Here is a 22,781-nt window from a genome sequence, read left to right as displayed (position 1 = left end):
TAGAATTTCATACTTCAATTCAATCATCGTATACATCAATCTATAAAAATGCACCAATATCAGCGCGCAATATGAGGAGCATAAATATCTATTTGATAGATGTGAAATTTGCCTCTTTACTTATCACGTAATTGTTTCAATCTTTCCGTTAATCAATAAATCTCAGGGGAAGACTTCATGATACGGACACTTCTGGCCGCAACATCAATATTTGCGTTGGCCAACTGCGCTAACTTAAACTCGTCAGTGCCAACAGAGGCTGAAACGAAACCTCAAGAGGCAATGACTGACACATCCAGCCCAAAGAGAACCATGGTAGACACCTCAAACTGGCCCACGCCACCTATCGCAAACCGCATTGACAAAATTACCGAACAAGTAGGCCGCACGCGCACAGACCCGTACGCTTGGATACGCGACGATAACTGGCAAGAAGTCATGCAAAAACCAGAGGTTTTACAGCAAGACATTCGCGATTATCTAGAAGCGGAAAATGCATTTACCAGAACAGTACTAGAAGAGCCAACTACTGACCTACAAAAAGAGATTTTTGAAGAGATGAAGGGCCGTATCAAAGAAGATGATTCTTCTGTGCCGATGATTGATGGCGAATGGGCTTATTACCGCAAGTTCCGCGAAGGTGGAGAATACCCAGTCTATGCGCGAAAGCCCGCCCAAACTGCTTTCGACAAAGACAGCGATGCAGAAGAAATCATCCTGTTGGATGGTGACGCGATGGGCGACGGTCTGGAATATTTTGACTTTGGACAAGTCTCACACAGCCCAGATCATTCAAAAATTGCTTATACCGTTGATGACAAAGGGTCTGAATTCTACACACTGCGGGTCAAGGACCTGAAGACAGGCGAAGAACTTGAAACCGTTATTGAGAACACATACGGCTCATTCACCTGGGCAGCAGATTCTAATTCTCTCTATTACGTTACTCGAAATGAGAACAACCGCCCTGAAAAAGTTCTCTACCGGGAACTGGGTTCAAGCGAAGATCAGCTTGTCTTCCACGAGAAAGATTCTGGTTATTTCCTTGGTGTTCAGCGCAGTCAGTCAGACAAGTTTATCTTCGTTCGTACGGGAAATCACACGACAAGCGAATATCATTATATCGAGACTGACAGTGATGACCCAACAACACTCCACACAATTGCCCCTCGCGAACAAGACGTGGAATATGAAATCACCGATTTTGATGGAAAATTTTTCATCAAAACAAATGCCGATGGTGCAGTTGATTTCAAAATCATGTCCGCCCCGTACGCCTCAACAAGCCGCGAAGAATGGGTAGACGTTGTTCCACACGAACCGGGCACTTTAATCAATAGTGTAAGCGCGTTGAAAGACTGGCTGGTGGTTGAAGAACGAAAGAATGCACTACCTCGTCTATCAATCACTTCCCGTCAAACAGGCGAAACGCATGAAGTGGCATTTGATGAACAGGCCTATGACATCTCGGCCAGCACAGGATATGAGTATGACACAGACACTATCCGTCTCTATTATGCTTCTCCAACAACGCCTGATCAAACACATGATTACAACCTGACCACTCGCGAAAAAACACTACTTAAAACGCGTGAGATTCCATCAGGACATAATCCTGCAGATTACATTGTTGATCGAGTGATGGCTCCAGGCCACGACGGCGTTGAAATCCCTGTGACTGTCCTACGCCATAAAGATACGCCTATGGATGGATCCGCACCAACCCTACTTTATGGATATGGGTCGTATGGGATTACCATTCCAGCAGATTTCCGTTCAGGTCGGTTGTCTCTTGTCGACCGAGGCTTTGTATATGCGATTGCGCATATTCGAGGGTCACAAGCAAAAGGGTATCAATGGTATCTGGATGGAAAACTCGAAAAGAAAACCAACACTTTTAAGGACTACATTTCAGCAGGAAAATACCTGATCGACCAAGAGTACACATCTGAAGGTCAAATTGTAGGAATGGGTGGATCAGCTGGTGGATTGCTCATGGGTGCAGTTTCCAACATGGATCCTGACATCTTTGCTGGAATAGTCGCTGCCGTTCCGTTTGTAGACGTAATAAACACTATGTCAGATACAGAACTTCCATTGACACCTCCTGAGTGGCCAGAATGGGGAAACCCACTCAAAAGTGCTGAGGACTATGACACAATTCTCGCCTATTCTCCATATGACAATATTGCTGACAAGCCCTACCCACCAATGCTAATTACTGGCGGACTAACTGACCCGCGCGTAACATACTGGGAGCCGGCTAAATGGGCGGCAATATTGCGTCACGAAGCTTCTGAAGCAGGCCCATATTTCCTACGTATTAATATGGGAGCTGGACACGGAGGTGCTTCAGGTCGCTTTGAAGGATTGAAAGAAACTGCAATCGAATATGCATTCGCATTAGCGACAGTCGGTAAAACAGACGTTTTAGATCTGACGACTGACTAAAATCGACTAAAGAACCACTACTACTTAGAGCTTCCAATTTAAGCAGTAGTGATTTGATTTATATCAGCAAATCATGGCTGGTATCGTTAGTAGCGGTATCAGCCTTTTTTGTATCTGGCGTTATCAAACCAATTTCTAGAACAGTTGATCTCATAGACACGTTCAGCCGAACCAACTTTGTTTGCTCGTTGCCGTTGCCGTTGCCGTTGCCGAACGGCGATCCTTTCAGAAGCCAAACCAAGTCAAGCACAAAAAAAGCCGGCAAGTACACAACTCACCGGCTCATTCTTGTTTTAAGCTGTTCTAAACGACTTAAGCGTCGTCGTTAGAACTTTCTTCTTCGTTAGAAGCTTCTTCAGTTGAAGGCGCTTCTAGCTTGTTGCCATCAGCATCTTCACCAAGTTTAGCAGCAGCTTCAACAATTCTTGCATCAATTGTGGTACATTCTTCAGCAGGCTCGCCACCAAGAACTTTCGTTAGCTCACATGCCTTCTTGATGTTTTTCAATTCTTCAAGAGCAACACGAAGATCAAACTCTGCTAGAGCGCGCTTTGTTTCATCTTCAGAATTCATGAATGATAACCAACCGCTACCACCACGGTCACCAAGTTTCGCAGCTTCACGGAAAGCTTGACGCGCACCAGAACGGTCCTCAGCTTTGTGTTTGATCTGACCGATCAACACCCATCCAAATCCAGGCTCCTTCATTCCACCTTTATCGAGTGCAATGCGAAGGTTTTCTTCTGCTTCTTTGTGCTTACCCATCTCAAAGTAAGAACGACCAAGACGCTCATATGACTTACCACTATTAGTCATTCTAGCAAGCTTTTGAATAACAGGAATCGCGCGTTCATATTCACGAGAAACTTGGTACAAGTTCGCAAGCGTATCCAGCTTCTCAGCTGTTTCTTTGATACGCCCTGCATTCATCTCTTTTTCCATCACCTTCGCAGCTTCATAAGGTGAGTTAAATGCATTGTAGAAGTTCACAACACGCATAACTTCGCTTTCCTTATCAAGGAAGCCAGCAAGGTACATTGCTTTAACAACTTCAAATGCTTTGTGGTCATTCTCATCTTCATAGTAGAGAGAAGACATCACTTCGTAGTATTTTTTATCCGCAGGAAAACGCGGAATAACAGTATCCATCAAGAAACTAGCAAGTTTAGATTTTTGGCCAGTTTCATTGTAAAGATATACCGCAAAATCAATCGCCTGCTTAGACGGATTTTTATCCTTCTGAAGCATCAACTCAAGATACTTAATTGCTTTGTTGTTATCACCCAATTGCTGATACAACGTCGCCATTTGCATGTATTGCTGACCGGTAGGTACAGCGCCAGATGCGATCCATTCTTCCAGTTTGGCAGCAGCATTTCTGTTGTCATCAGTTTGGAGATATAGCTGAGCAATGTTGTAGAGTGTCTCAGTCCTGTCTTTTCCAGCAAAAGTAGGAAGAGCTTCTTCAAGATCAACAATCGCAGCTTTATAATCACCAGCTTTTACGTTTATACCAGCCGATAGTCGAATAACAGCTGCACGTTCATAGCAGTTCAGCTCCATTCCTTTAAGCTTACTGATCAATTGACGCGCTTGCTCCAATTGACCCTCGGCCAAATAGGCATTCTCGGCATCAAGATAAGTTTGACCAGCTTTCGCAGTAAACTGAACTTCCTCACACGTCGCTGCTTGAGCTAACGCAGAAGGAGCTGTGAAAGCCATAGCCAACGCCACAGCGGCTCCGCATGTCAGGTTTTTCAAACGCATCGTTTTCCTCCAAACGATGGATGTAACATTCTACATCCTATAACTTTTACTCAAAGCGCCCTATTTCGATACCTTGCCGAATGAACGCGCCGTGGCTTGTTTCTCTCAAACAACATACCGACGCTGAACCAGCGCTGTTAAGTTGCTTATTTTACCAGTGATTGATTTCAACTGATATTCAGTTCTATGTGATCGCTTAGTCCTCACTATTTGAAGGGGATACCATCCATAAAACCACTTGTACTTTTAAGATAAGACAGATTCTTGACCAGAATATGCCGAACCCTTGCGTGAAAATTTGTAATATAAACTCTCACTCAATCTAAAATTTAGCGATGTGCGCAAACCTCGTTAGAACTTTGCGCACATCAATTAAATTACTCTTCCATACGAAGTTCGAAAGGATATACCACGCCTCTACGGCCAACGGCTTTACCTTTGACGATCTTAGGTGCGAACTCAGTCGCGGCCACAGCTCTAGTTGCAGCTCTTTCATATTGAGCTACATTACATGTGGCTTCCACATTGTATGGTTTACCTTGCGGATCCACATCTAGTGACACCTCACACTCAGCAGACTTACCAACACGTTGCATCGCGCGAATTAGCGCACTTGTGTTAGGTGGACGTACTGGCTGAGCATCACGGTCACTTACAGAAACAGCACCAATATTGATACCTGTCACACGCTCAAACTTAATTTCAGTTGGAGCAGACCCTTGGATGTTTGCTTTCGGCAAATCAATGTTTTGCTTAGTTGCAGCCATCTTAGGCGGCGGAGGTGGTTTGTTCGCTTTGTTCAGCTTTTTAGGAGCCTTACGACTTGAGCGAACTTCATCAACAGTTGCTTTTTCTGCAAAAATGTTACGCAAGCTACGTTGGTCAGCTTTTACACACTTCCCTGTTGCCGGGCTCATAACTGCTCCCGGTGGACAGATTTCCTTGATTCGGATCAGGTTTTCCATCAGCATAAATAATGCCACTGAAAGAACTGCCGCAGCAGGAATACCAACACCAAATCTGACGATTGGATTAGAAAACATCTTATCCTCTCCTTTCTTATTCGGTTTCAGTTGAAATGTTGATGCTCTTCACACCAGCATTGACCATAATGCCTTGCAATTCAAGCAAAACACCTGTGGTGCTCTGACCATCAACTTGGATCATCGCCTCACCGACCGGGTTATCCTCAACCATTTCTTGCATGGTAGCATAAACTTCCCGCATTTTCACGGCTTTTCTGTTGATCCAGATCTCATCTTCAGAGGTCAATGCAACCATGATTGGATCTTTAATGGGAACAACCTTTTCAAGATCAACTTTTTCAACGGTCGCACCAGGTGTTTTCACAAATGTTGCAGTTACGATAAAGAAGATCAAAAGGATGAACACAACATCCAACATTGGCGTCAAGTCAACTTCTGCATCTTCTTCTGGCGCTATACGACTTTCTCTAGACATTAGATACTCCTCCTATTCCTGCACCGAACCAACAAACGCAACGTTGGCGATGTTTGCGAGTCTCGCTTCATCAACAACTTTTAGCGCGTATAGGTTCTTAGCCTCAGGGTGCACTTGAACAACAACACTGATATCAGGGAATTCAGCCTTTTTACGTTCAATGTTCGCCCGTACGGCGGAGATGTCTGTAATACGACCATCTACCTGAATGAAATTACTTTCATCTACATAGATGCTTACGGCCTTCGCTTTTGGCGGAGGTGGTCCATCACTTGGAGGTGGTGGGGTTAAGTCCATCCCTCTTTCGTTCAAGAATGTCGACGTCACAATGAAGAAGATGAGTAGAATAAACACAACGTCCAACATTGGTGTCATGTCGACTTCAGCCTCATCAATAGGCTTTTTACGTCTACGCATCTTTGTGAATCTCCATCTGGTCCTCGACCTTAGCAACTTCACGGCGGACCTTTTGGTCAAGACCCATAGTGAAGAGCAAGCCGGAGATTGAAATCACCATACCAGCCATAGTTGGAATTGTCGCACGCGACACACCAGCTGACATAGCACGAGCATCAGATGAACCAGTGATCGCCATCAAATCAAAAACATTGACCATACCAGTCACTGTTCCCAATAGACCAAGCATAGGAGCTAGTGCCACGACTGCTTTAAGCAGAATAACATTAGCTTGTGCTTGTTGGCGAACCTCAGAAACAATCTTGTCTCTTACCCAGTGCGCATATTTAGAAGTGTGATCCTTACGGTCGTCCCATTTATCAAGCGCGCTTGCTACAACGTCTTTATGTGAAAGACGGAAATAGAAGAAACGTTCAAGGATGAGGGCCCACATTACGAAAGCCGCCGCCATGATTATGAAAAGAACCGGTCCACCTCTGTCCAAGAAGCCGTTCAGGCTATCCGGAAAAAATGGCATTTTTGCCTCCCTTTTCTACAAAAGGGGTAGAACCCGGGGTTAGTCCCCGGGGACCGCCCTTAACTATGCGCCTTTTTGCTCGGCACGCTCTGCAACCATTCCAGCAGCTTGCTCTTCGAGCACTTGCTGAACACTTCTTGCCTTTGCAGACACGAATGCGTGAAGCAGAATTAGAGGGATAGCAGCTACAAGACCTTCAACTGTCGTCACAAGTGCTTGAGAGATACCGTCAGCCATTGTTTTCGGGTCACCAGTACCAACCAGAGTAATCTGAGTAAATGTACGGATCATACCAACAACTGTACCCAAAAGACCCATCATCGGAGACACAGCAGCAAGAACTTTAATCAAGTTCACCAAGCTGTCGATCTTAGGTGTTTCTTTAAGGATAGCTTCGTCAAGACGTAGCTCAAGAGCTTCAACATCATCATTGCGAGCATCTTCATAAGCTTGGAAGATACGAGCCAATGGGTTTGAAGAACCAGCTTGTTTTGTTTGAGCTGTTTTCTTAACTGCGGCACCAATCATTGTAAGTGTAACTAGCTTGTAGATACCAATGACCAAACCAACAGCAAGAAGGCTAAGAACAACGTACCCAGGAAGACCACCCTGCTTAATACGGTCGCCTAGTTTTGGCATGTTAGCCAATAGACCAAGCAAGTCACCTTGTGATGGGTCAACTGGAGCAGAAAGAACTGCACCTTCAGCACCTTTACGAAGACCTTGAGCACCTGACATTAGAGCGCCAGCTGGTTGAGTAGCGAAAGCAATGAACTTACCGCCATCTAGGTCTAGGAATTTTGGTGAAGCTTCATCAGTGAATGCTGTGAAAGGACCAACACGGAAAACATCGATTGCTTCGTTGTTGTTTTCATTAGCAACTACTGCTTTGAAAGACTTTACTTCCCCTTGACCAACGATTTCTTGAAGCATTGCGCGCCATAGAAGATCTAGTTGTTGACGAGTTGGAAGTGTACGAGCCTGAGAGATTTGTGATAGTGCATCAGCACGACCAGTGTACTCTTGAGAGATGATTGAACGACGCAATAGCGGGTCGATTTCACCAGCAGCTGTACGGAATTGACCAAGAAGCTCAGAGAAGTCCCCTGCTTTTTCTTGTAGTTCACCTTGAAGACCTACAAGAACTTCTTCGTTAGCAGCAAATTGATTTGCTAAAGCTTGTCCAGCAGCTTCTTCAGCACGAACTTCAGAGCGAGCCGCAGCCAATTGAGAAGCTTGTTGGTCACGCGCACTCTTGAATTCATTTAGACGACGAGTGTTTTCAGCGTTCAACTCAGTTGAGTCTTTTCTGATCGCAGCAACAACATCGCTCAATGTTTGAGCAGCAGCTACACCAGTAGTCGAAGTCATAAGAACAGCCGCAGCGGCCATTGCTTTGATTGAAAAATTAATCGGTTTCATATCAGTAATTCTCACTTTCGACGTTACTGAGCAGACAATTTGACGACCGGAGCCATCATGATTGACGGTGTTGCAACTTTGTCAGCGATGCGAATTCCTTTAAGGATTTCAGACTTATAGCTTGCAGGTAGATCTACCCACTGCTTTGAATCGCGATCCCAACGGCCTAACTGCTTACGGTCTTTAGTAACGTAAACAAGTGCAACACGTCCGTAACGGAAAACATCCACAGTTTTAACAGAACCATCTGCTAGAGTGATGTCGTCCTGATATGTCGCGATCGTGCGGCCATATTCCATTTCGCTTTGGAAAGCTTGAATAATTAGACGGTAGCGCTCTGCTGGTGATACATCACCGCGGCTCATAACTTCGTCTAGTTTTTCATAACGGTCAGCACGAACATCGATTTTACCGTCATCTGTAGGGTCTTTGAATGGAAGGTCAGCAGCATAGAAAGTTTTGATCGCTGCGATCATGTCCATCATCATCGGCACCATTTGTGCCTTGATCTCTTCAACACGGCCCAATTGCTCTTGCAAACTAGCTAGTTCGTTTTCTTGAGACGCAACAACGCGCTCTTGCTGACGTGTATAAAGTGCAGCAGCGTCTTTTTGTTGTAAAAGCGTACGGAACTCACGAACCATGTCAGAACGCTCATCATCCAATTGATTGATGCGTTCTTGTGTTTGCTCTGCTTTACGTGTCGCTTGCTCACCAACGCGAATAGCGCCAGCCAAATCTGCTTGTGCAAAAGCCGGTACGGCAACAGACGTCATTACAGACGCTAGGAATGCTGCTTTCACCGGTTTAATAAACCGTTTCATGTCTTGCCTCTCAACTCCCCGACCCGGCTCTGCGTTATGCTCACCGTTCGAAAACTTAACTCTATTTCATTGGGTCGCTCAGTACTTCCCAACATCGTTGAACGCGAATGCCTGCTGTGTGCAAACCGCTCAAAGAATTTCAACAATAGTTTCCGATGATATCAAATGAATTGACACCTGAACCATCGCAACCGGAGCACATCATAATTTTCGTGCGCTCTTCTAGTTCTCCCTCTACAATTATCCCTAAGGACAACTGCATACCGAATTCGTCCATATGCGACAATATTCGCCGCAAGGCAACTGAACGCTAACAACAAGTAAACAATCCAATCAACATATCTTTCACATGCTTAACTGCTATTTTACCACAAAAAGAAATTAGTAGTGTCGTTTTGCGTACATTTAGACACCATATTGCTTATCAAACTTATCTATTTGAAAGGTGTCTTTGCATTTTTATGAAAATTTTCCTGTTAAAAAAATTACAGTATTTTTCATCTGGACAAAAGTAGCGCGAGTAAACTTTATAAAAATATGATTCTCGAGATTAGATATACAGGCTTTTGATTGGATGGTTAGATTGTAGATTCAATCTACTCAATATGTCTATTTACCCTCATTGAACATCAAGTTAAAAAACGAACTCAGTTGAGACTAACTAGAACAATATACTTCAATCTTACATATTGTTAATTAATTATACTCCGCATACGGACATTTATAGAAATACTTTTCCAACTACACACCGCATACTGAAGATTACATTATCTTGCCTTACCGTGCCACTAAACCACCATAAACACTAATGCAAATTTAGGCATGCCTGCTTTTCTCACTCACACATCCGTTCGCTCCACAATATGCCGGAATTAGCGTCATTTTGCGGCATACATGAGTTATCAAATGAGATGGAGTTATAACTTTAATGCCATTGGAAAATTGCGCAAATCATAGAATTACGTTCGCAATTCCAACTCCACATCCGAAAATGGGAGTGTTGAATATTTTTCGGCAAACAATCGATGCTCGATAGCTTCAATCATTTCAATATATTTTTATGAAATTTCCCTGGCTGGGGCACCAGGATTCGAACCTGGGAATGCCGCTACCAAAAAGCGGTGCCTTACCACTTGGCGATGCCCCAACGAGGGAGCGATGTAGGTAACGAACCTTAATATGGATTGCAATAGTTTTTTTGCAGAAAAACAAAAAAATCTTACTCCTTGAGATTATCAGTCTTCTCTAGAAAGACACCTCGCTTTGAAACAAACCGGTAAAACCACCTGAATTCATACAAAACCTCTGTCAAAATGCAGTTTACTCCTGTGACGCTGCAAGAAAACTAAGTTGCCCTCTTTCAATTTTGTCGAGTCGGGCCTATATTTATCGATTATCGCTATATTTGATCTTTTTGAGCATTTTTGCACTTAGATAACATGGGTCAGCTTGGTTTAGTTTAGAACTGGATACTTATGAAAACTCTTCTTTTATCATTCGCAGGTGGGCTCCTGGCATTAATCCTGTTTTTTGTGATCGTACCCATCGCCCTTCTAAGTATTATAAGTGGTGGCTCATCGAATGAAGGTCCATCAGGCCCAATCGTCTTACAAATCGACATGCGATATGAATACCCAGATCAAAAACCAACAGATGGTCTGGCATCACTGTTCGACCAGACAAGCTTCACAGACATTATAACAAAGCTTGATCGTGCTGCTTATGACGATGATGTTAAGGGTGTGATGTTGCGCGCAAGCGAAATGGGATTTGGTTCAGCTCGAGCAGAAGAGATTCGTTCTGCAATTATGAAGCTACAAGACAATGGAAAATTTATCATTGCCCATTCTCAAGGCTTTTTCGTTGGCGGACCTTCAGCTTATCGAGCAATCTCAGCTAGTGATGAAATATGGCTGCAAGCAGGATCCGATTTATCGGTGCCAGGCTTTTCGCTGGAAACTCTTTTCCTAAAAGGCCTATTTGATAAATTGGGTGTAACCGCAGAAATCGAAGCATTCCACGAATATAAAAATGCTCCCAACGTCTATAAAGAAACTGACTTTACTGAATCTCACGCCAAAGCGATGCGCGAACTTGCCGAAGGGCTTTGGAGTATAAGTCTAGTAGATATAGCCACTGACAGAGCAGACAAACTGGCCGACGACGCTGTTTTACGTCAAATTTTGGAAAACAGCCCCTATTCTGCTGAGAAAGCTTTGGAATTAGGTCTAATTGATAAATTAGGCTGGCCAGAAGATGCAGCACGCCATGCTACTGCGCTCGGTGATGATGCAGAGCTCATAGACATATCCTCTTATTCTCCAGCGCCTCTTGGAAACAACGCTCCACAAATAGCACTGATTGGTGGTGAAGGCCCAATTATGCCAGGCTCATCGGGTGGAGATGTGTTCAATCCAAACGCTGAAACTCTAATTGCCTCTGACACAGTTGCTGCACAAATTTACGATGCAGGCGAAAATGATGACATTGAAGCCATTGTATTCCGTGTAGACAGCCCAGGAGGTTCACCTTCTGCTTCCGATCAAATATGGAACGCTATAAAACACGTGCAAACAACGTACGATAAACCAGTCGTTGTCTCTATGGGGTCAGTTGCTGCATCCGGTGGATACTACATCGCAATGGCCGCAGATGAGATTTATGCAAGCCGCGCAACAATTACCGGATCTATTGGTGTCTTTGGAGGAAAGTTCGCTGTTGCTGATGGTATGAGAAAAATCGGCGTAAACCCATCTAGAATTGATGTCGGTGGTCCCCACGCTTCCGTATACACCTCAACAGAAACACTGACAGACGAACAACGAACTGTAATGAGAGAAAGCCTTGCTCGTACTTATGACCGCTTCACATACCTTGCAGCTGAAGACAGAGGTATGACTCAATCAGAATTACATGAAGTTGCCAAAGGACGTGTCTGGACTGGAGTTGATGCGCAGAAACATGGCCTAGTGGATGAACTTGGCGGGTTAATGGCTGCTGTAGAAGGTGCAAAAGCCTTGGCCGACATTGATGCAGACACACAAGTTTCACTTGTTTCTATGGTACCTCAACAATCACCAGCAGAAGCAATTGGAAGTATGCTGGGTGCCTCCGCTCAGAGCATGCACACTATCAATCAATTCTCTAAAGTGATTGGAGATGAACGCGTCAACGCTATGCTTCTTCAAATGCAAGCAATGGAAGCGAGTCCAAACCAAATGGCTCTCCCCCCTATAAAAGAATACTGATAAAAGCCCTGCAACACTTTGCACCTTTGAAGCCGATACCGATGTTAGCGTATCGGCTTCATTGTATCCACGAAAAAGCAAATACATCTCATTTCCTCAGAATATAACTTTGACTATCGCTAAGTTTATTTTATGTGAGCGAGATAAAGGGTGCAGAATCCTATGAAATTACTATAATTACGTTCAACACAATCAATGGAAGAGGCTTAAAATGGCAGATATCCGTAAAGTGACAGATTCGTTTGCTGTAGCTCCACAAATCGACGTTGATGATTTCGCCTCGATTAAAGAAGAAGGCTTCACAAACATTGTAAATAATCGTCCAGACGATGAAACTTTTGGTCAAATGCCAAGCGCAACAGCTAAAGTAAAGTCTGGTGAATTTGGAATGGAGTACACGGCTATTCCAATTTCAGGTCCAAATGATTTCATGAAGTCCATGAAAGCCTTGAACGACGCAATTGCTTCTGCGGAAGGTCCGGTCCTTGCATATTGCCGATCAGGAACTCGTTCGATCTCGTTATGGTCATTGGCACAAGTTAAATCAGGAGCAGAAACTCCTGAATCTGCAATGGAAAAAGCTCAGGCTGCAGGATATGATTTATCTCACATGGAACCAATGATGAGACAGTTAGCGGGCTCAAAATAACGAGATAAATGTGGTGACATATAAGTTTCACTTGGCTTGATCAGAATTCTGCCTCATTCCCAAGTTCAACAGTATACGGCATTCTTGCGTGACATTCGCCAGAAAATGGGTGAAAACACGCAAACTGCCTTGATACGGTAATAATATTGGTTGGTTGCGTATGAAGAAAACTATTTGGACATCGGACTTTATCGTAGAAGGTCCCAATTCAGTCCTCGTCAAAAAAACTGGGCACAGAATCCGTCTAGACCTTCATCTGCTCCATGATATCTTTACGTGGTTCACATTCTTCTTTTTTGCGCAAGCTTGGCGAATTCAACGTGCCCTTTCTGGACACAAGCGCCCCAAAATAGCGTTCGCACCTGATCAACCACGTCCATGGTATTTGATATGGCCTGTCCTGCATGTTGCAGGGGCTCGTATCGTAAAAAACACAGAAGAGGCAGACATTGTCATGCAATTTGACGATTCTACTGAATCTTCTACACCCACCGCTCTCAATCACACTGAGGATGCAAAGACTGTCAATTTTGAATGCACAGATATCTCCAAATCAAGAGTAGCAGAAGCTTTCGAAAAAGCTGCCGGATACGGACTAGGTGTAGATCCTGAGACCTACACAGGCATGATTGTCGACAAATCCGAAATCAATGCCGCTCATGATGGACGCATCATTGCTGGACCACTCCCTAGAGAAGAAGGTCGCGCTTACCAAAAACTAGTCGACAATGAAATTCCTGGCGGATTGGTCGAGGACTTAAGAACTTGCACAGTTGGTGGTGAACCGGCGGTTGTATTCATAAAACGACGCCCTATTTCCAAGCGTTTTCTCAATGAAAACACCGAAGTATTCATAAAAAATGCTCAAGAAGTGTTCTCATCAGATGAACTTGATGTGATCCGGGCATTTACAAAGGAAATCAATCTTGACTGGGGCGGTGTAGATGTGTTGCGTGATGCAAAGGATGGTCGCATTTACATCGTTGATGCGAACAAGACCGACATGGGCCCGCCAGTTGCTTTGCCATTAGGCCAGAAGCTACGCGCGACCCGACGTCTTGCTCGTGCATTTGCCGAACAATTTGCGCCATAAAGGATATCCTTAACGATTTAGGGTATCTAGAGAGACAGATTTAGACGGTGGATAAGACACATGGCCAGTATACCTTTCGTAAGCGAAATTGAATTCGACTATGAGGAAGTGGCGCACGTTTCTCCATTAATACAACGCGTTATAGCCAATAATCCGGGCGCTTTTACATACACAGGTACAGGCGTTTACATTATTGGTGATAAAGAATGCGCGATTCTAGACCCCGGCCCGCTCACAGAAACGCACTTTGATGCACTTAAAAAAGTTCTTGAAGGCCGAACTCTCAAATATGTGTTTGTCACTCACTCTCACATGGACCACTCCCCTTTAGCACACCCTTTGGCTGAATGGGCCGGATGTGAAGTCTATGCAGGTGGACCAGCGATCCCAACCGAATCAGATGTCCGCCTAGAAGCCGGAGATGATTTGTCTTTCCAGCCTCATCACACAATCGTTGATGGTCAGACATTTTCAGGTGATGGCTGGACCATTGAAGCGGTGGCAACTCCTGGACACACAAGCAATCATTTCTGTTTTGTATTAAAAGAAGAAAATGCCCTCTTTTCTGGCGACCATATTATGGGCTGGTCTACAACGGTAATTTCCCCGCCAGATGGCAATATGGGTGATTACTTCAACAGTCTCGAAAAAATTCGCGCGCGGGACTACTCAACAATTTGGCCAACGCATGGCCCCCCTGTCACAGATACAAAGCCATTTGTGGAAGCTTATATTTCACACCGCCGCAAACGTGAAGAAGCAATCATAGCGCGCCTTGATGCCGGTGACACCACAATCCCTCAAATGGTCAAAACAATCTATAAAGATGTAGACAAACGCCTTCATCCTGCTGCTTGCCATTCAGTTCTAGCACATATGATCCATCTCGTGGAAACAGAGCGAGCTATTGCTTCTTCGCAAGTACATAATCTTAAAACAGAGTATCGCTCGGCAAGCGTTTCAGTTTAAGCATTCTTCATAAAACAAAAAAGGCTGCCTCCGTTATTTTGGAAGCAGCCTTTTTCTTTTCTCGATGAATTTTCCGCTACGCTGCGGATTTCATTTTCAGATTTAGATCATCAACAAATCTTTTGAGACGGCTAGCGTTTGCTCCCATGTCAGATAACCCAACGCGGCTAACAGACCTTGCATTAATGCGCGAGCCAACATCACCTTGTTTTTCAACACGGATGACAATGTCATCTACAAAGCCATACCATGGTGAAGTGAAAGTCGCGTGAATCAATCCTGTCGCGTTATCAATTGACTGAACTTCCCATCCGCTTTTACCGGCAACCTCAACGACAGCTTCAATTGCAACTTCAGGACTTACATCAAATAATTGTGGTTTTAAATTATACTCGCCATATGCTTCAGCTTGCAGTTCACTAACCTTTTTCCCAACAGAATTTGGCCAGCGTCCTGCTGCTCTTTCAGACACAACAGGCTCGTCCACAACGGGATTCCAACCATTTTCAGCGCGTTCATCAAGCAAAGCTTGAGGAAATTGAATTGGTCTTTCCCAATCGGTTTGAACATCATGAATAGGTGGAAGGCCTGTTACCTGCTCACCTATGCCTTTTAGATGCCCCAGCATAAATACTGGAACAAGTAGAGCGATTACGACCAGAATGGCTCCACGTCGCGGCGCTTTTAAAAGCTGAATAATTAGCGCAACAACACCAATTACAATCCCGATCAACAAAAGAACCGGTCCCCATTGAAATGACATCTTCAATAGGCCCGTTCCAATAGACCAGAACTTATACTTCACCCCTATTGCAGCAATGACAAACCAAACCGGACAGAAAATTGCAGCTCCGATTGCGATTTTCATTGATAGAGATTGTAGCTTGCTCAGCGGTTCGCGCGGCGGCGGCGGAGGGTTTGAACCCAACACCGTTACTTTCTCTTGCGCAGATGCATTCCCATCCGCTTGCGATGGTGTTTCAGACATTTACCCCTCCTAGATTCCATTTTAAGGGCTTTCTATCACTAGAAAGCCCTAATGGCGACTATCCCGCGTCAGGCAGTTCAAAGTCTTTAAATGTCTCGCGTAGAGCAAGTTTATTGATTTTGCCTGTAGCCCCTAAAGGAATGTCATCGACAAAAGCAATATCATCAGGTGTCCACCATTTAGCGATCTTGCCTTCAAAGAAAGTATAGATCTCTTCTTTCGAGACTTCCTCAGCTTTCTTCACAATGAGTAATGGGCGTTCATCCCATTTCGGGTGGGCAATACCAATAGCAGCTGCCATAGCCACTTTCGGGTGTGAAGCCGCAATATTCTCTAGTTCGATTGATGAAATCCACTCTCCACCCGATTTGATCACATCCTTAGAACGGTCAGTGATGTGCATTTGCCCATACTCATCAATGTTTCCAACATCACCAGTATCGAAGAAATCACGGTCATCAAGAATATCTTTGTCAATTTTGACATAAGCCTTCGCGACGGCGGGCCCTCTTACCATAAGATGTCCAGTCGACTTTCCATCGCGAGGAAGGCTTTTTCCATCAGGCCCAACAACATCTAATTCAACTCCAAAAGGAGGACGTCCCTGCTTCAATTTATGGAACATCTTCTCTTCATCGGGTAACCCTTGCAATGGAACAGGTAGTTTCGAAACAGATCCAAGCGGGCTGGTTTCAGTCATTCCCCAAGCCGGGAAGACTTCAACGTCATAATCTTCTTCAAATGCTCGAAGTAACCCTTCAGGTGTGGCCGCTCCACCAATAGCTACTGCATTTAGGTGTGGTAGCTTTTTATCTTCTTTACGGAGATATTCCAATAACATCTGCCACACAGTTGGTACCGCAGCAGAGACAGTCACTTTTTCTGAATCCAACAACTCGTAGATGGCTTCCCCATCCATGCGCGCACCCGGCATCACTAATTTCGCTCCACTGGCAGGGCCAGAGAATGCTAGCCCCCACGCATTGGCGTGGAACATCGGCACGACTGGAAGCACAACGTCTTTATCACTAATTCCAAGCGCACCAGACTGCATTGAAAGTAGAGTCATCAAGAAGTTTGAACGGTGAGAGTATAATACGCCTTTAGGGTTTCCAGTGGTTCCTGAAGTGTAACACAATCCACAAGCCGTGTTTTCCTCAAAGTCCCCCCATTTTACGCTCTGTCCACTACATCCGGAAATGAAGCTTTCGTATGATTTGAGGTTAGGAATCTTTGTGTCTGCAGGAATGACACTGTCATCACCGTAAACGACAAACAGTTTCACATTGGGCAAATGCGGCGCAATGCCTTCAATGATAGGCATAAAGGTGGTGTCGAAGAAGATCGCACGGTCTTCCCCATGATTGGCAATCCAAGCTATCTGCTCAGGGAAAAGACGTGGGTTCAAAGTATGCAAAACCATACCCAATCCCATTGCACCATACCAAGTTTCGATGTGCATCTCGCTGTTCCAAGCGAGCGTTCCGACTACTTCGCCTGGTTTAATGCCGTTTGCCAACAAAGCTTCAGATACGCGACGCGAATCTGCGTGAACTTCTGCGTAGGTTTTGCGAACAATTGGTCCAGCAACTGAGCGCGTTACAATTTCTTGATAAGGGTAAACTGCCAGTGCGTGATCTAGGACTTTGTCAATTGTCATCGACCAATCCTGCATCAACCCTTTAGGTAAATCCTGCATGGTGTATTTCCTCTCCCAATAGAGTATTACATTTTTTTATTTTTTGTATTAAACGACATAAATTCAGGGAAAAAAAGTCGGTACGTTACGTCAACTTCAAGAAATAAAGGCAATAATATGCGTCTTCTTCCACTGCTCTTGGGAGCAACTGCCATATTCGCAGCTTCTTGCTCGAATTCTGTTGACGAAAACCTCAACAATAACAGTACTGAAGATAATAATTCACAAACTTCTACCGTTTCGCAAAACTCGCTACAAAACAAATTTAATTGTATCCGAGAAAATGGTGGGCTAGCTGCTGCGCACCGAGGAGGCCCTCGTCGAGGGTATCCAGAAAACGCATTGGAAACTCTACAAGCCTCATACGACAATGGTGCACGCGTTTTTGAAATCGACGTGGCCGAGTCAAAAGACGGTGTATTGTTTCTTTTGCACGACACGAGTTTAGATCGCACAACTGAAGCAGAAGGCGTCGCGCGCGAATTGGATTGGAAGGAATTGAAGAAGGTCCGTCTAAAAGCAAACGGAGAAATCACCAGCTTCACCATCCCTTCCCTTAAAGACACTCTAAAATGGGCAAAAGCAAACAACGCCATTCTCGAATTGGATAAAAAACGTTCCAGCAAGTTCGAAGCGATTATATCTGAAATTCGCAAGGCAGATGCCGAAGACAATGTCGTACTGATCACTTACACGTATGATCAGGCTGCTGAAGTTGCTCGCCTAGCCCCCGACATGATGATGACGGCCTCCGTCTCCGACCCTTCTGATGTTAAAACACTAGAAGGAAAAGGTGTGAAACGGGCCAATTTAATCGCGTGGACGGGTACTGACACGTTAAATCCCGGATTGTGGTCAGATCTCAATGAGCTAGGTATTGAAGTTGCATTTGGAACTTTAGGTCGCCGCGGCCAACGTTTCGACGATACTTTTTGGGAAGACAGAGATGGTTCGGAATATGACGAGCTTATAGAAAATGGTGTGACTTTAATTGCGACCGATTATTCAGATCGGGTTAGTAAGCACTTAAAAGTTGATGACATCGCAATTGAGAAATGCAACCTTTAACAACATGTTACACTATTCTACGACCGGCACAAAGAAATCCAACACAGGCATAGTATTCCTTCACGGAGGCGGCTTCAGTGGCTGGATGTGGGAAAACGTTATCGGGCATTTGTCCGATTATTACTGTTTGGCTGTCACGCTTCCTGGGCATGGGCTCAGCGCTGATCAAAAGTGGGTATCGTTAGACGATACCGCCGCCCAAGTATGTGAAATCATCGACAATGAATTAGAGGGAATGGATGTACACATTGTTGGCCTTTCCCTTGGCGGCCACGTTGCGCTTCATTTATTGTCCAACCGTCCCGATCTCGCCAAAACAGCGACACTAAGCTGCGTGATGTATGATCCATTGCCAAATCCTGACATGTATAAATACCTCACGCGTTTCATTTTGAAATTCAGAAAATTTCCGATTTTCCAGAGATTTATTGCTTACAAATTTGGGATGGTTGGGGAGAAAGTCCGCCGATACCTTCAAGAAGCTCGTAAGGTTGATAAAGAATCTATCAAAGCATCTACAGCTGAACTCGCTGAATTGAAATTGCCGGACAACTTGAATTCGGTATCTAGCCAGATCCTCTTAATCGCTGGAGAAACCGAGCGATCATTTACTCTGGATGCGCTTCCCAAATACAAATCTCTGTTTACTAAAGCACGAACGGCGCTTGTTCCGGGCTATGGATATGGTTGGTCGGGCAAACGCCCTGGCCTATTCGCTAAAGCAATTCGTGCACAAATCAGCAACCAACCTCTTCCCGAAGAAATGAAAGAACAGGTTTAACCCCCCGTCGACACTGGAGTTAATGCAATGGAAATTCTCAAGTTTGATTCAGATGTTTCAGCTGATGAAAGATTGAGAGTAGCATTAGCTCAAATCTCACCTGTCTTTCTCAATCGAGAAGCGACAATTGCCAAAGTCGTTGAAACAATATCTGCAGCTGCCGATAAGGGAAGTGATCTCTGTGTATTCGGCGAAGCACTTATACCCGGTTACCCATTTTGGGTGGAAAACACCGAAGGTGCCAAATTTGAGAGCCCTGTTCAACAAGAATGGTATGCAGAATACCTTGAACAAGGTGTAGATATAGAACGTGGTGATTTAGATCCAATTTGTAAAATCGCCAAGGAGCATTCTATCGCTGTATATGTCGGCATTATGGAACGTCCAATGGATCGCGGCGGTCACACATTATATGCCAGCATCGTTTACATCGACAAACACGGTCAGATAGGCTCTGTGCACCGCAAACTCCAACCGACATATGAAGAACGCCTTGTATGGGGTATGGGAGATGGTCACGGCCTTCGAACACATCCGCTAGGAAAGTTCACTGCTGGAGGCCTAAACTGTTGGGAAAACTGGCTCCCTCTTGCGCGCGCTTCCCTCTATGGCCAAGGAGAAGACTTACACGTGGCGATATGGCCCGGCGGAATTCACAACACAGAAAAACTCACGCCAGTCTTGGCCTTAGAAGGCCGATCTTATGTTCTCTCTGTCAGCGGAATTATAAAACCTGAAGAAATCGATGTTGAGTTGCCAGATGTTGAAAAGCTCAATGCTATTGAAAAACCGTTTCTCGCAAATGGAGGCACGTGCATTGCCTCCCCAAACGGGGAATGGCTCGTGGAACCCATAACTAATAAAGAGTGCCTAATTATTGCTGACCTTGATCATTCCAACGTTAGAAAAGCCAGACACTCACTCGATGTTGCGGGACATTACTCCAGACCAGATGTTTTAGAGCTCAATGTAAATCGTAAGCGTCTTTCCACCGTGAACATCAAAGAAGAATAGGATTTTTAAGGGTATAATCGCCCTGTTTGCCAACCACCTCCGTCTGCACGCTCAAATACCAATCTATCGTGCAGACGGAATGGCCTGTCTCGCCAAAACTCAATGTGTTCAGGTGCTATTCGGTATCCCGTCCAGTGCGGCGGTCTAGGTGTTTTTCCGATGGCATACTTGGCTGCATATTTTGCAATATTTTTTTCCAACTCAAAACGTCCATCCATGCGGGATGATTGATCAGAGGCCCATGCACCTATCTGACTGTCTTTCGCGCGGGAAGCAAAATATGCGTCGGCTTCAGCATCAGTCACTTGCGTGACGCTACCTCGCACACGCACCTGTCTTCGGAGTGACTTCCAGTGAAAACATATTGCAGCTTTCATATTGCTTGCTACCTGAGTTCCTTTTGCGCTGGTAGCATTCGTGTAGAAAACAAAGCCCTCTTCATCAAAGTCTTTAAGCAATACCATCCGAACGTCAGGCAATCCGTCTTCGTCAACTGTCGCTAATGACATAGCATTAGGATCGTTGATTTCTTTTTCTTTGGCGTCAGCTAGCCACTTAGCAAACATCTCGAATGGCTCTTCGGTCGCAAACCAATGCGCATCGTCCTCAAGCGGCTTTCCAGCGGCTTTCGCCTTTGCATAGACTTCTGCGTACTCCTCGTCCTGATAATCTGGACTTGGTGGGATGAGCTTAGATTTATCTGACATATGCATTCTCCATCAATGTTCATTTGGTGTGATTTTGAACAGATGGCAAGTTATCGTAACGACGCATTCCCGTTCTTTATATAGAATTTCCTCTGCGGGCATTGCGGTTTTCTACGGCCAATGATTAAATGATATATCTTTTAAACTTCGAGTGATAGCATGCAAAAAATCAATACATCCCGGAAAGCGTTTTTAGCTTTGCTTCCATTTATGGCTATAACTGGACTGGTTGCTTGCACAAATTCGAAAACCGATCCGCAAATAATCGATGGAATCCTAGTCAAAAATGTAACGGCTATTGATGTCAAAAATGGTTCACGTCCCAATGTCGACATTGCGATAAACGACGGCAAGATAACGCTTGTAAACGAAGCAAACAAAACGCCCACCACATACAGCCAGACAATTGATGGATCGGGAAAATTCATGATCCCCGGTCTGTGGGACGCACATGTGCACCTCACCTACATTCCTGAGCTGGATCACAACACCTTTTACCCACTATCATTAGCCTATGGTGTAACATCTCTAAGAGATACAGGCGGGCACATTGATAAACTAACTGAGGCGCGCAAGGCAGCTCAATCTGCAACAGCTCCTAGTCTCTATATATCAGGCCCGCTGATTGATGGCGCAAATAGAATTTACGATGGCAGCACCCCTCAAAGGCCAGATTTATCTGTTGGCGCAGGAAGCATTGAAGAAGCAGAACGCATAGTAGACGAGCTAGCCTCACAAAATGTGGACTTTCTAAAAGCATATGAGATGCTCAAGCCTGAAGTTTTTAAAGCAGTAACAACTCGTGCTGAAAAGCACGGGTTAAAGGTAGCAGCGCACACTCCGCTAAGCATGACCACTTATGAAGCGATCACTGCTGGTGCAAACGACATGCAGCATTTTCGAAATATTGAATTCGACTGCGCAAGCAACGCAGCTCAAATTCATAAAACCAAATTGAACCTTCTGGACGATAATGATGCCCCCACTCCTGGACATTTGAGAACCTTAATCCACAACAAGATGAGATCGGAAGCACTAGCTCATCAAGATGAAAGCGCGTGTGCAAACGTTATAAGCGCTTTGGCAGATGCTGAAGTTTTTCAAACTCCAACACTGGGCATTAGTCGATTTCTCACCCGCAAACTTTTTGCTGATCCAGAATATAGAGCATCATTTTCTCTACTTCCACTTTCAATTGGAGAAGCATGGAAACAACGCTCAGCCCAATATGTAAATGTCAGAGCATCTCCAACGGCACAGAAGTTTGACCAATGGATTATGGAGACTATCCCGAAGATGCACAAAGCAGGCGTCCCCCTAATGGCCGGCACTGATGCCCCAATTGGTTTCCTAACGCCGGGAGCAAGTTTGCATGAGGAACTTAAAGAATTTGTGGCAGCAGGCCTTTCACCTCTCGAAGCGATTGGCACAGCGACCTATACGCCAGCAAAATTCATGAAGTTAGAAAAAGAAGTCGGCCTAATTGAAGAAGGCATGCGGGCTGATCTCGTTTTGCTTTCTCAAAACCCATTGGAAAACATAGACAATATCGCGTCCATAGATGCTGTTATCATAAAAGGTAATTTGTTAGATCGGGCGGTGTTGGATGAAAAGCTAAACGCCCCTTCTCAATTTGAGTAAAGCAAACTTAATTTGGCGTGGACCACAGGATTGCCGACTGGCTTATGCGACCTAAGATAAAAGCT

19 protein-coding genes and 1 tRNA gene are annotated in these 22,781 nt (G+C 44.8%); 9 read left to right on the top strand and 11 right to left on the bottom strand.

Annotated features, from left to right (window positions below):
- Nucleotides 1–177 precede the first annotated feature (177 nt).
- Nucleotides 178–2,451 carry a S9 family peptidase gene (locus F551_RS0105740; protein WP_018996538.1) on the top strand — a complete coding sequence of 758 codons (2,274 nt, stop codon included), beginning with the start codon at nt 178–180 and terminating at the stop codon, nt 2,449–2,451.
- A gap of 312 nt (nt 2,452–2,763) precedes the next feature.
- Here F551_RS0105740 and F551_RS0105730 read toward each other — a convergent pair whose 3' ends face one another.
- From F551_RS0105730 to F551_RS0105690, 8 genes are all read right to left on the bottom strand, one after another.
- Nucleotides 2,764–4,218: a tetratricopeptide repeat protein gene (locus tag F551_RS0105730; RefSeq protein WP_018996536.1), complete on the bottom strand. Its 1,455-nt coding sequence runs from the start codon at nt 4,216–4,218 to the stop codon at nt 2,764–2,766.
- A gap of 377 nt (nt 4,219–4,595) precedes the next feature.
- Complete coding sequence (locus F551_RS0105725; protein WP_018996535.1) at nt 4,596–5,261, bottom strand: hypothetical protein; 666 nt, start codon at nt 5,259–5,261, stop codon at nt 4,596–4,598.
- A 16-nt stretch (nt 5,262–5,277) separates the two neighbouring features.
- The gene (locus tag F551_RS0105720; protein WP_018996534.1) at nt 5,278–5,679 is read right to left on the bottom strand and encodes an ExbD/TolR family protein; all 402 of its coding nucleotides are present in this window, start codon (nt 5,677–5,679) and stop codon (nt 5,278–5,280) included.
- Between the two features lie 12 nt (nt 5,680–5,691).
- Nucleotides 5,692–6,096, bottom strand: a complete 405-nt coding sequence (locus F551_RS0105715; RefSeq protein WP_018996533.1) for an ExbD/TolR family protein — start codon at nt 6,094–6,096, stop codon at nt 5,692–5,694.
- Entirely contained in the window at nt 6,089–6,613 is a 525-nt protein-coding gene (locus F551_RS0105710) for a MotA/TolQ/ExbB proton channel family protein (RefSeq protein WP_018996532.1), read from the bottom strand. Before F551_RS0105710 ends, F551_RS0105715 begins: the two co-directional genes overlap by 8 nt.
- 63 nt (nt 6,614–6,676) lie before the next feature.
- Nucleotides 6,677–8,035 carry a MotA/TolQ/ExbB proton channel family protein gene (locus tag F551_RS0105705; RefSeq protein ID WP_018996531.1) on the bottom strand — a complete coding sequence of 453 codons (1,359 nt, stop codon included), beginning with the start codon at nt 8,033–8,035 and terminating at the stop codon, nt 6,677–6,679.
- A 23-nt stretch (nt 8,036–8,058) separates the two neighbouring features.
- Entirely contained in the window at nt 8,059–8,859 is an 801-nt protein-coding gene (locus tag F551_RS0105700) for a DUF3450 domain-containing protein (RefSeq protein WP_018996530.1), read from the bottom strand.
- A gap of 1,072 nt (nt 8,860–9,931) precedes the next feature.
- Nucleotides 9,932–10,006, bottom strand: a tRNA-Gln gene (locus F551_RS0105690).
- A 328-nt stretch (nt 10,007–10,334) separates the two neighbouring features.
- On the opposite strand from F551_RS0105690, the gene sppA reads away from it, so the two are divergent.
- The 4 genes from sppA (at nt 10,335) to F551_RS0105670 (ending at nt 14,818) form a co-directional block, all read left to right on the top strand.
- Nucleotides 10,335–12,107: a signal peptide peptidase SppA gene (sppA, locus tag F551_RS0105685; protein WP_018996529.1), complete on the top strand. Its 1,773-nt coding sequence runs from the start codon at nt 10,335–10,337 to the stop codon at nt 12,105–12,107.
- 211 nt (nt 12,108–12,318) lie between these two features.
- Entirely contained in the window at nt 12,319–12,756 is a 438-nt protein-coding gene (locus tag F551_RS0105680; RefSeq protein ID WP_018996528.1) for a TIGR01244 family sulfur transferase, read from the top strand.
- Between the two features lie 160 nt (nt 12,757–12,916).
- Nucleotides 12,917–13,849, top strand: a complete 933-nt coding sequence (locus tag F551_RS0105675) for a hypothetical protein (RefSeq protein WP_018996527.1) — start codon at nt 12,917–12,919, stop codon at nt 13,847–13,849.
- A gap of 60 nt (nt 13,850–13,909) precedes the next feature.
- A complete protein-coding gene (locus tag F551_RS0105670; protein ID WP_018996526.1) occupies nt 13,910–14,818 on the top strand; it encodes an MBL fold metallo-hydrolase in 909 nt (302 codons plus the stop codon).
- 76 nt (nt 14,819–14,894) lie between these two features.
- Here the strand turns inward: F551_RS0105670 and F551_RS0105665 are convergent, their stop codons facing one another.
- Both F551_RS0105665 and F551_RS0105660 read right to left on the bottom strand, forming a co-directional pair.
- Nucleotides 14,895–15,806 (bottom strand): DUF1499 domain-containing protein, encoded by a 912-nt coding sequence (locus tag F551_RS0105665; RefSeq protein WP_018996525.1) that lies wholly within the window; start codon nt 15,804–15,806, stop codon nt 14,895–14,897.
- A 58-nt stretch (nt 15,807–15,864) separates the two neighbouring features.
- Nucleotides 15,865–17,505 (bottom strand): long-chain-fatty-acid--CoA ligase, encoded by a 1,641-nt coding sequence (locus tag F551_RS0105660; RefSeq protein ID WP_018996524.1) that lies wholly within the window; start codon nt 17,503–17,505, stop codon nt 15,865–15,867.
- Between the two features lie 117 nt (nt 17,506–17,622).
- On the opposite strand from F551_RS0105660, the gene F551_RS0105655 reads away from it, so the two are divergent.
- Genes F551_RS0105655 through F551_RS0105645 form a run of 3 tightly spaced genes read left to right on the top strand, consistent with a single transcriptional unit; the run spans nt 17,623 to nt 20,368 of the window.
- Nucleotides 17,623–18,573: a glycerophosphodiester phosphodiesterase family protein gene (locus F551_RS0105655; protein WP_018996523.1), complete on the top strand. Its 951-nt coding sequence runs from the start codon at nt 17,623–17,625 to the stop codon at nt 18,571–18,573.
- 4 nt (nt 18,574–18,577) lie between these two features.
- Nucleotides 18,578–19,354 (top strand): alpha/beta fold hydrolase, encoded by a 777-nt coding sequence (locus tag F551_RS0105650; RefSeq protein WP_018996522.1) that lies wholly within the window; start codon nt 18,578–18,580, stop codon nt 19,352–19,354.
- Nucleotides 19,355–19,381: 27 nt separating this feature from the next.
- Entirely contained in the window at nt 19,382–20,368 is a 987-nt protein-coding gene (locus tag F551_RS0105645) for a carbon-nitrogen hydrolase family protein (RefSeq protein ID WP_018996521.1), read from the top strand.
- A gap of 5 nt (nt 20,369–20,373) precedes the next feature.
- On the opposite strand, the gene pdxH is transcribed toward F551_RS0105645, so the two are convergent.
- Nucleotides 20,374–21,075 (bottom strand): pyridoxamine 5'-phosphate oxidase, encoded by a 702-nt coding sequence (gene pdxH, locus F551_RS0105640; RefSeq protein ID WP_018996520.1) that lies wholly within the window; start codon nt 21,073–21,075, stop codon nt 20,374–20,376.
- Between the two features lie 159 nt (nt 21,076–21,234).
- Here pdxH and F551_RS0105635 point away from each other — a divergent pair, with 159 nt between their 5' ends.
- Nucleotides 21,235–22,716, top strand: coding sequence for an amidohydrolase family protein (locus F551_RS0105635; protein ID WP_018996519.1), 1,482 nt, complete (start codon nt 21,235–21,237; stop codon nt 22,714–22,716).
- Nucleotides 22,717–22,781 lie beyond the last annotated feature (65 nt).

Source organism: Hirschia maritima DSM 19733 (genome assembly GCF_000378345.1).
In the GTDB taxonomy this organism is placed as follows: domain Bacteria; phylum Pseudomonadota; class Alphaproteobacteria; order Caulobacterales; family Hyphomonadaceae; genus Hirschia; species Hirschia maritima.
Note: the sequence above shows the minus strand (reverse complement) of the source record. Positions and strands in the feature narration are given on the sequence as shown.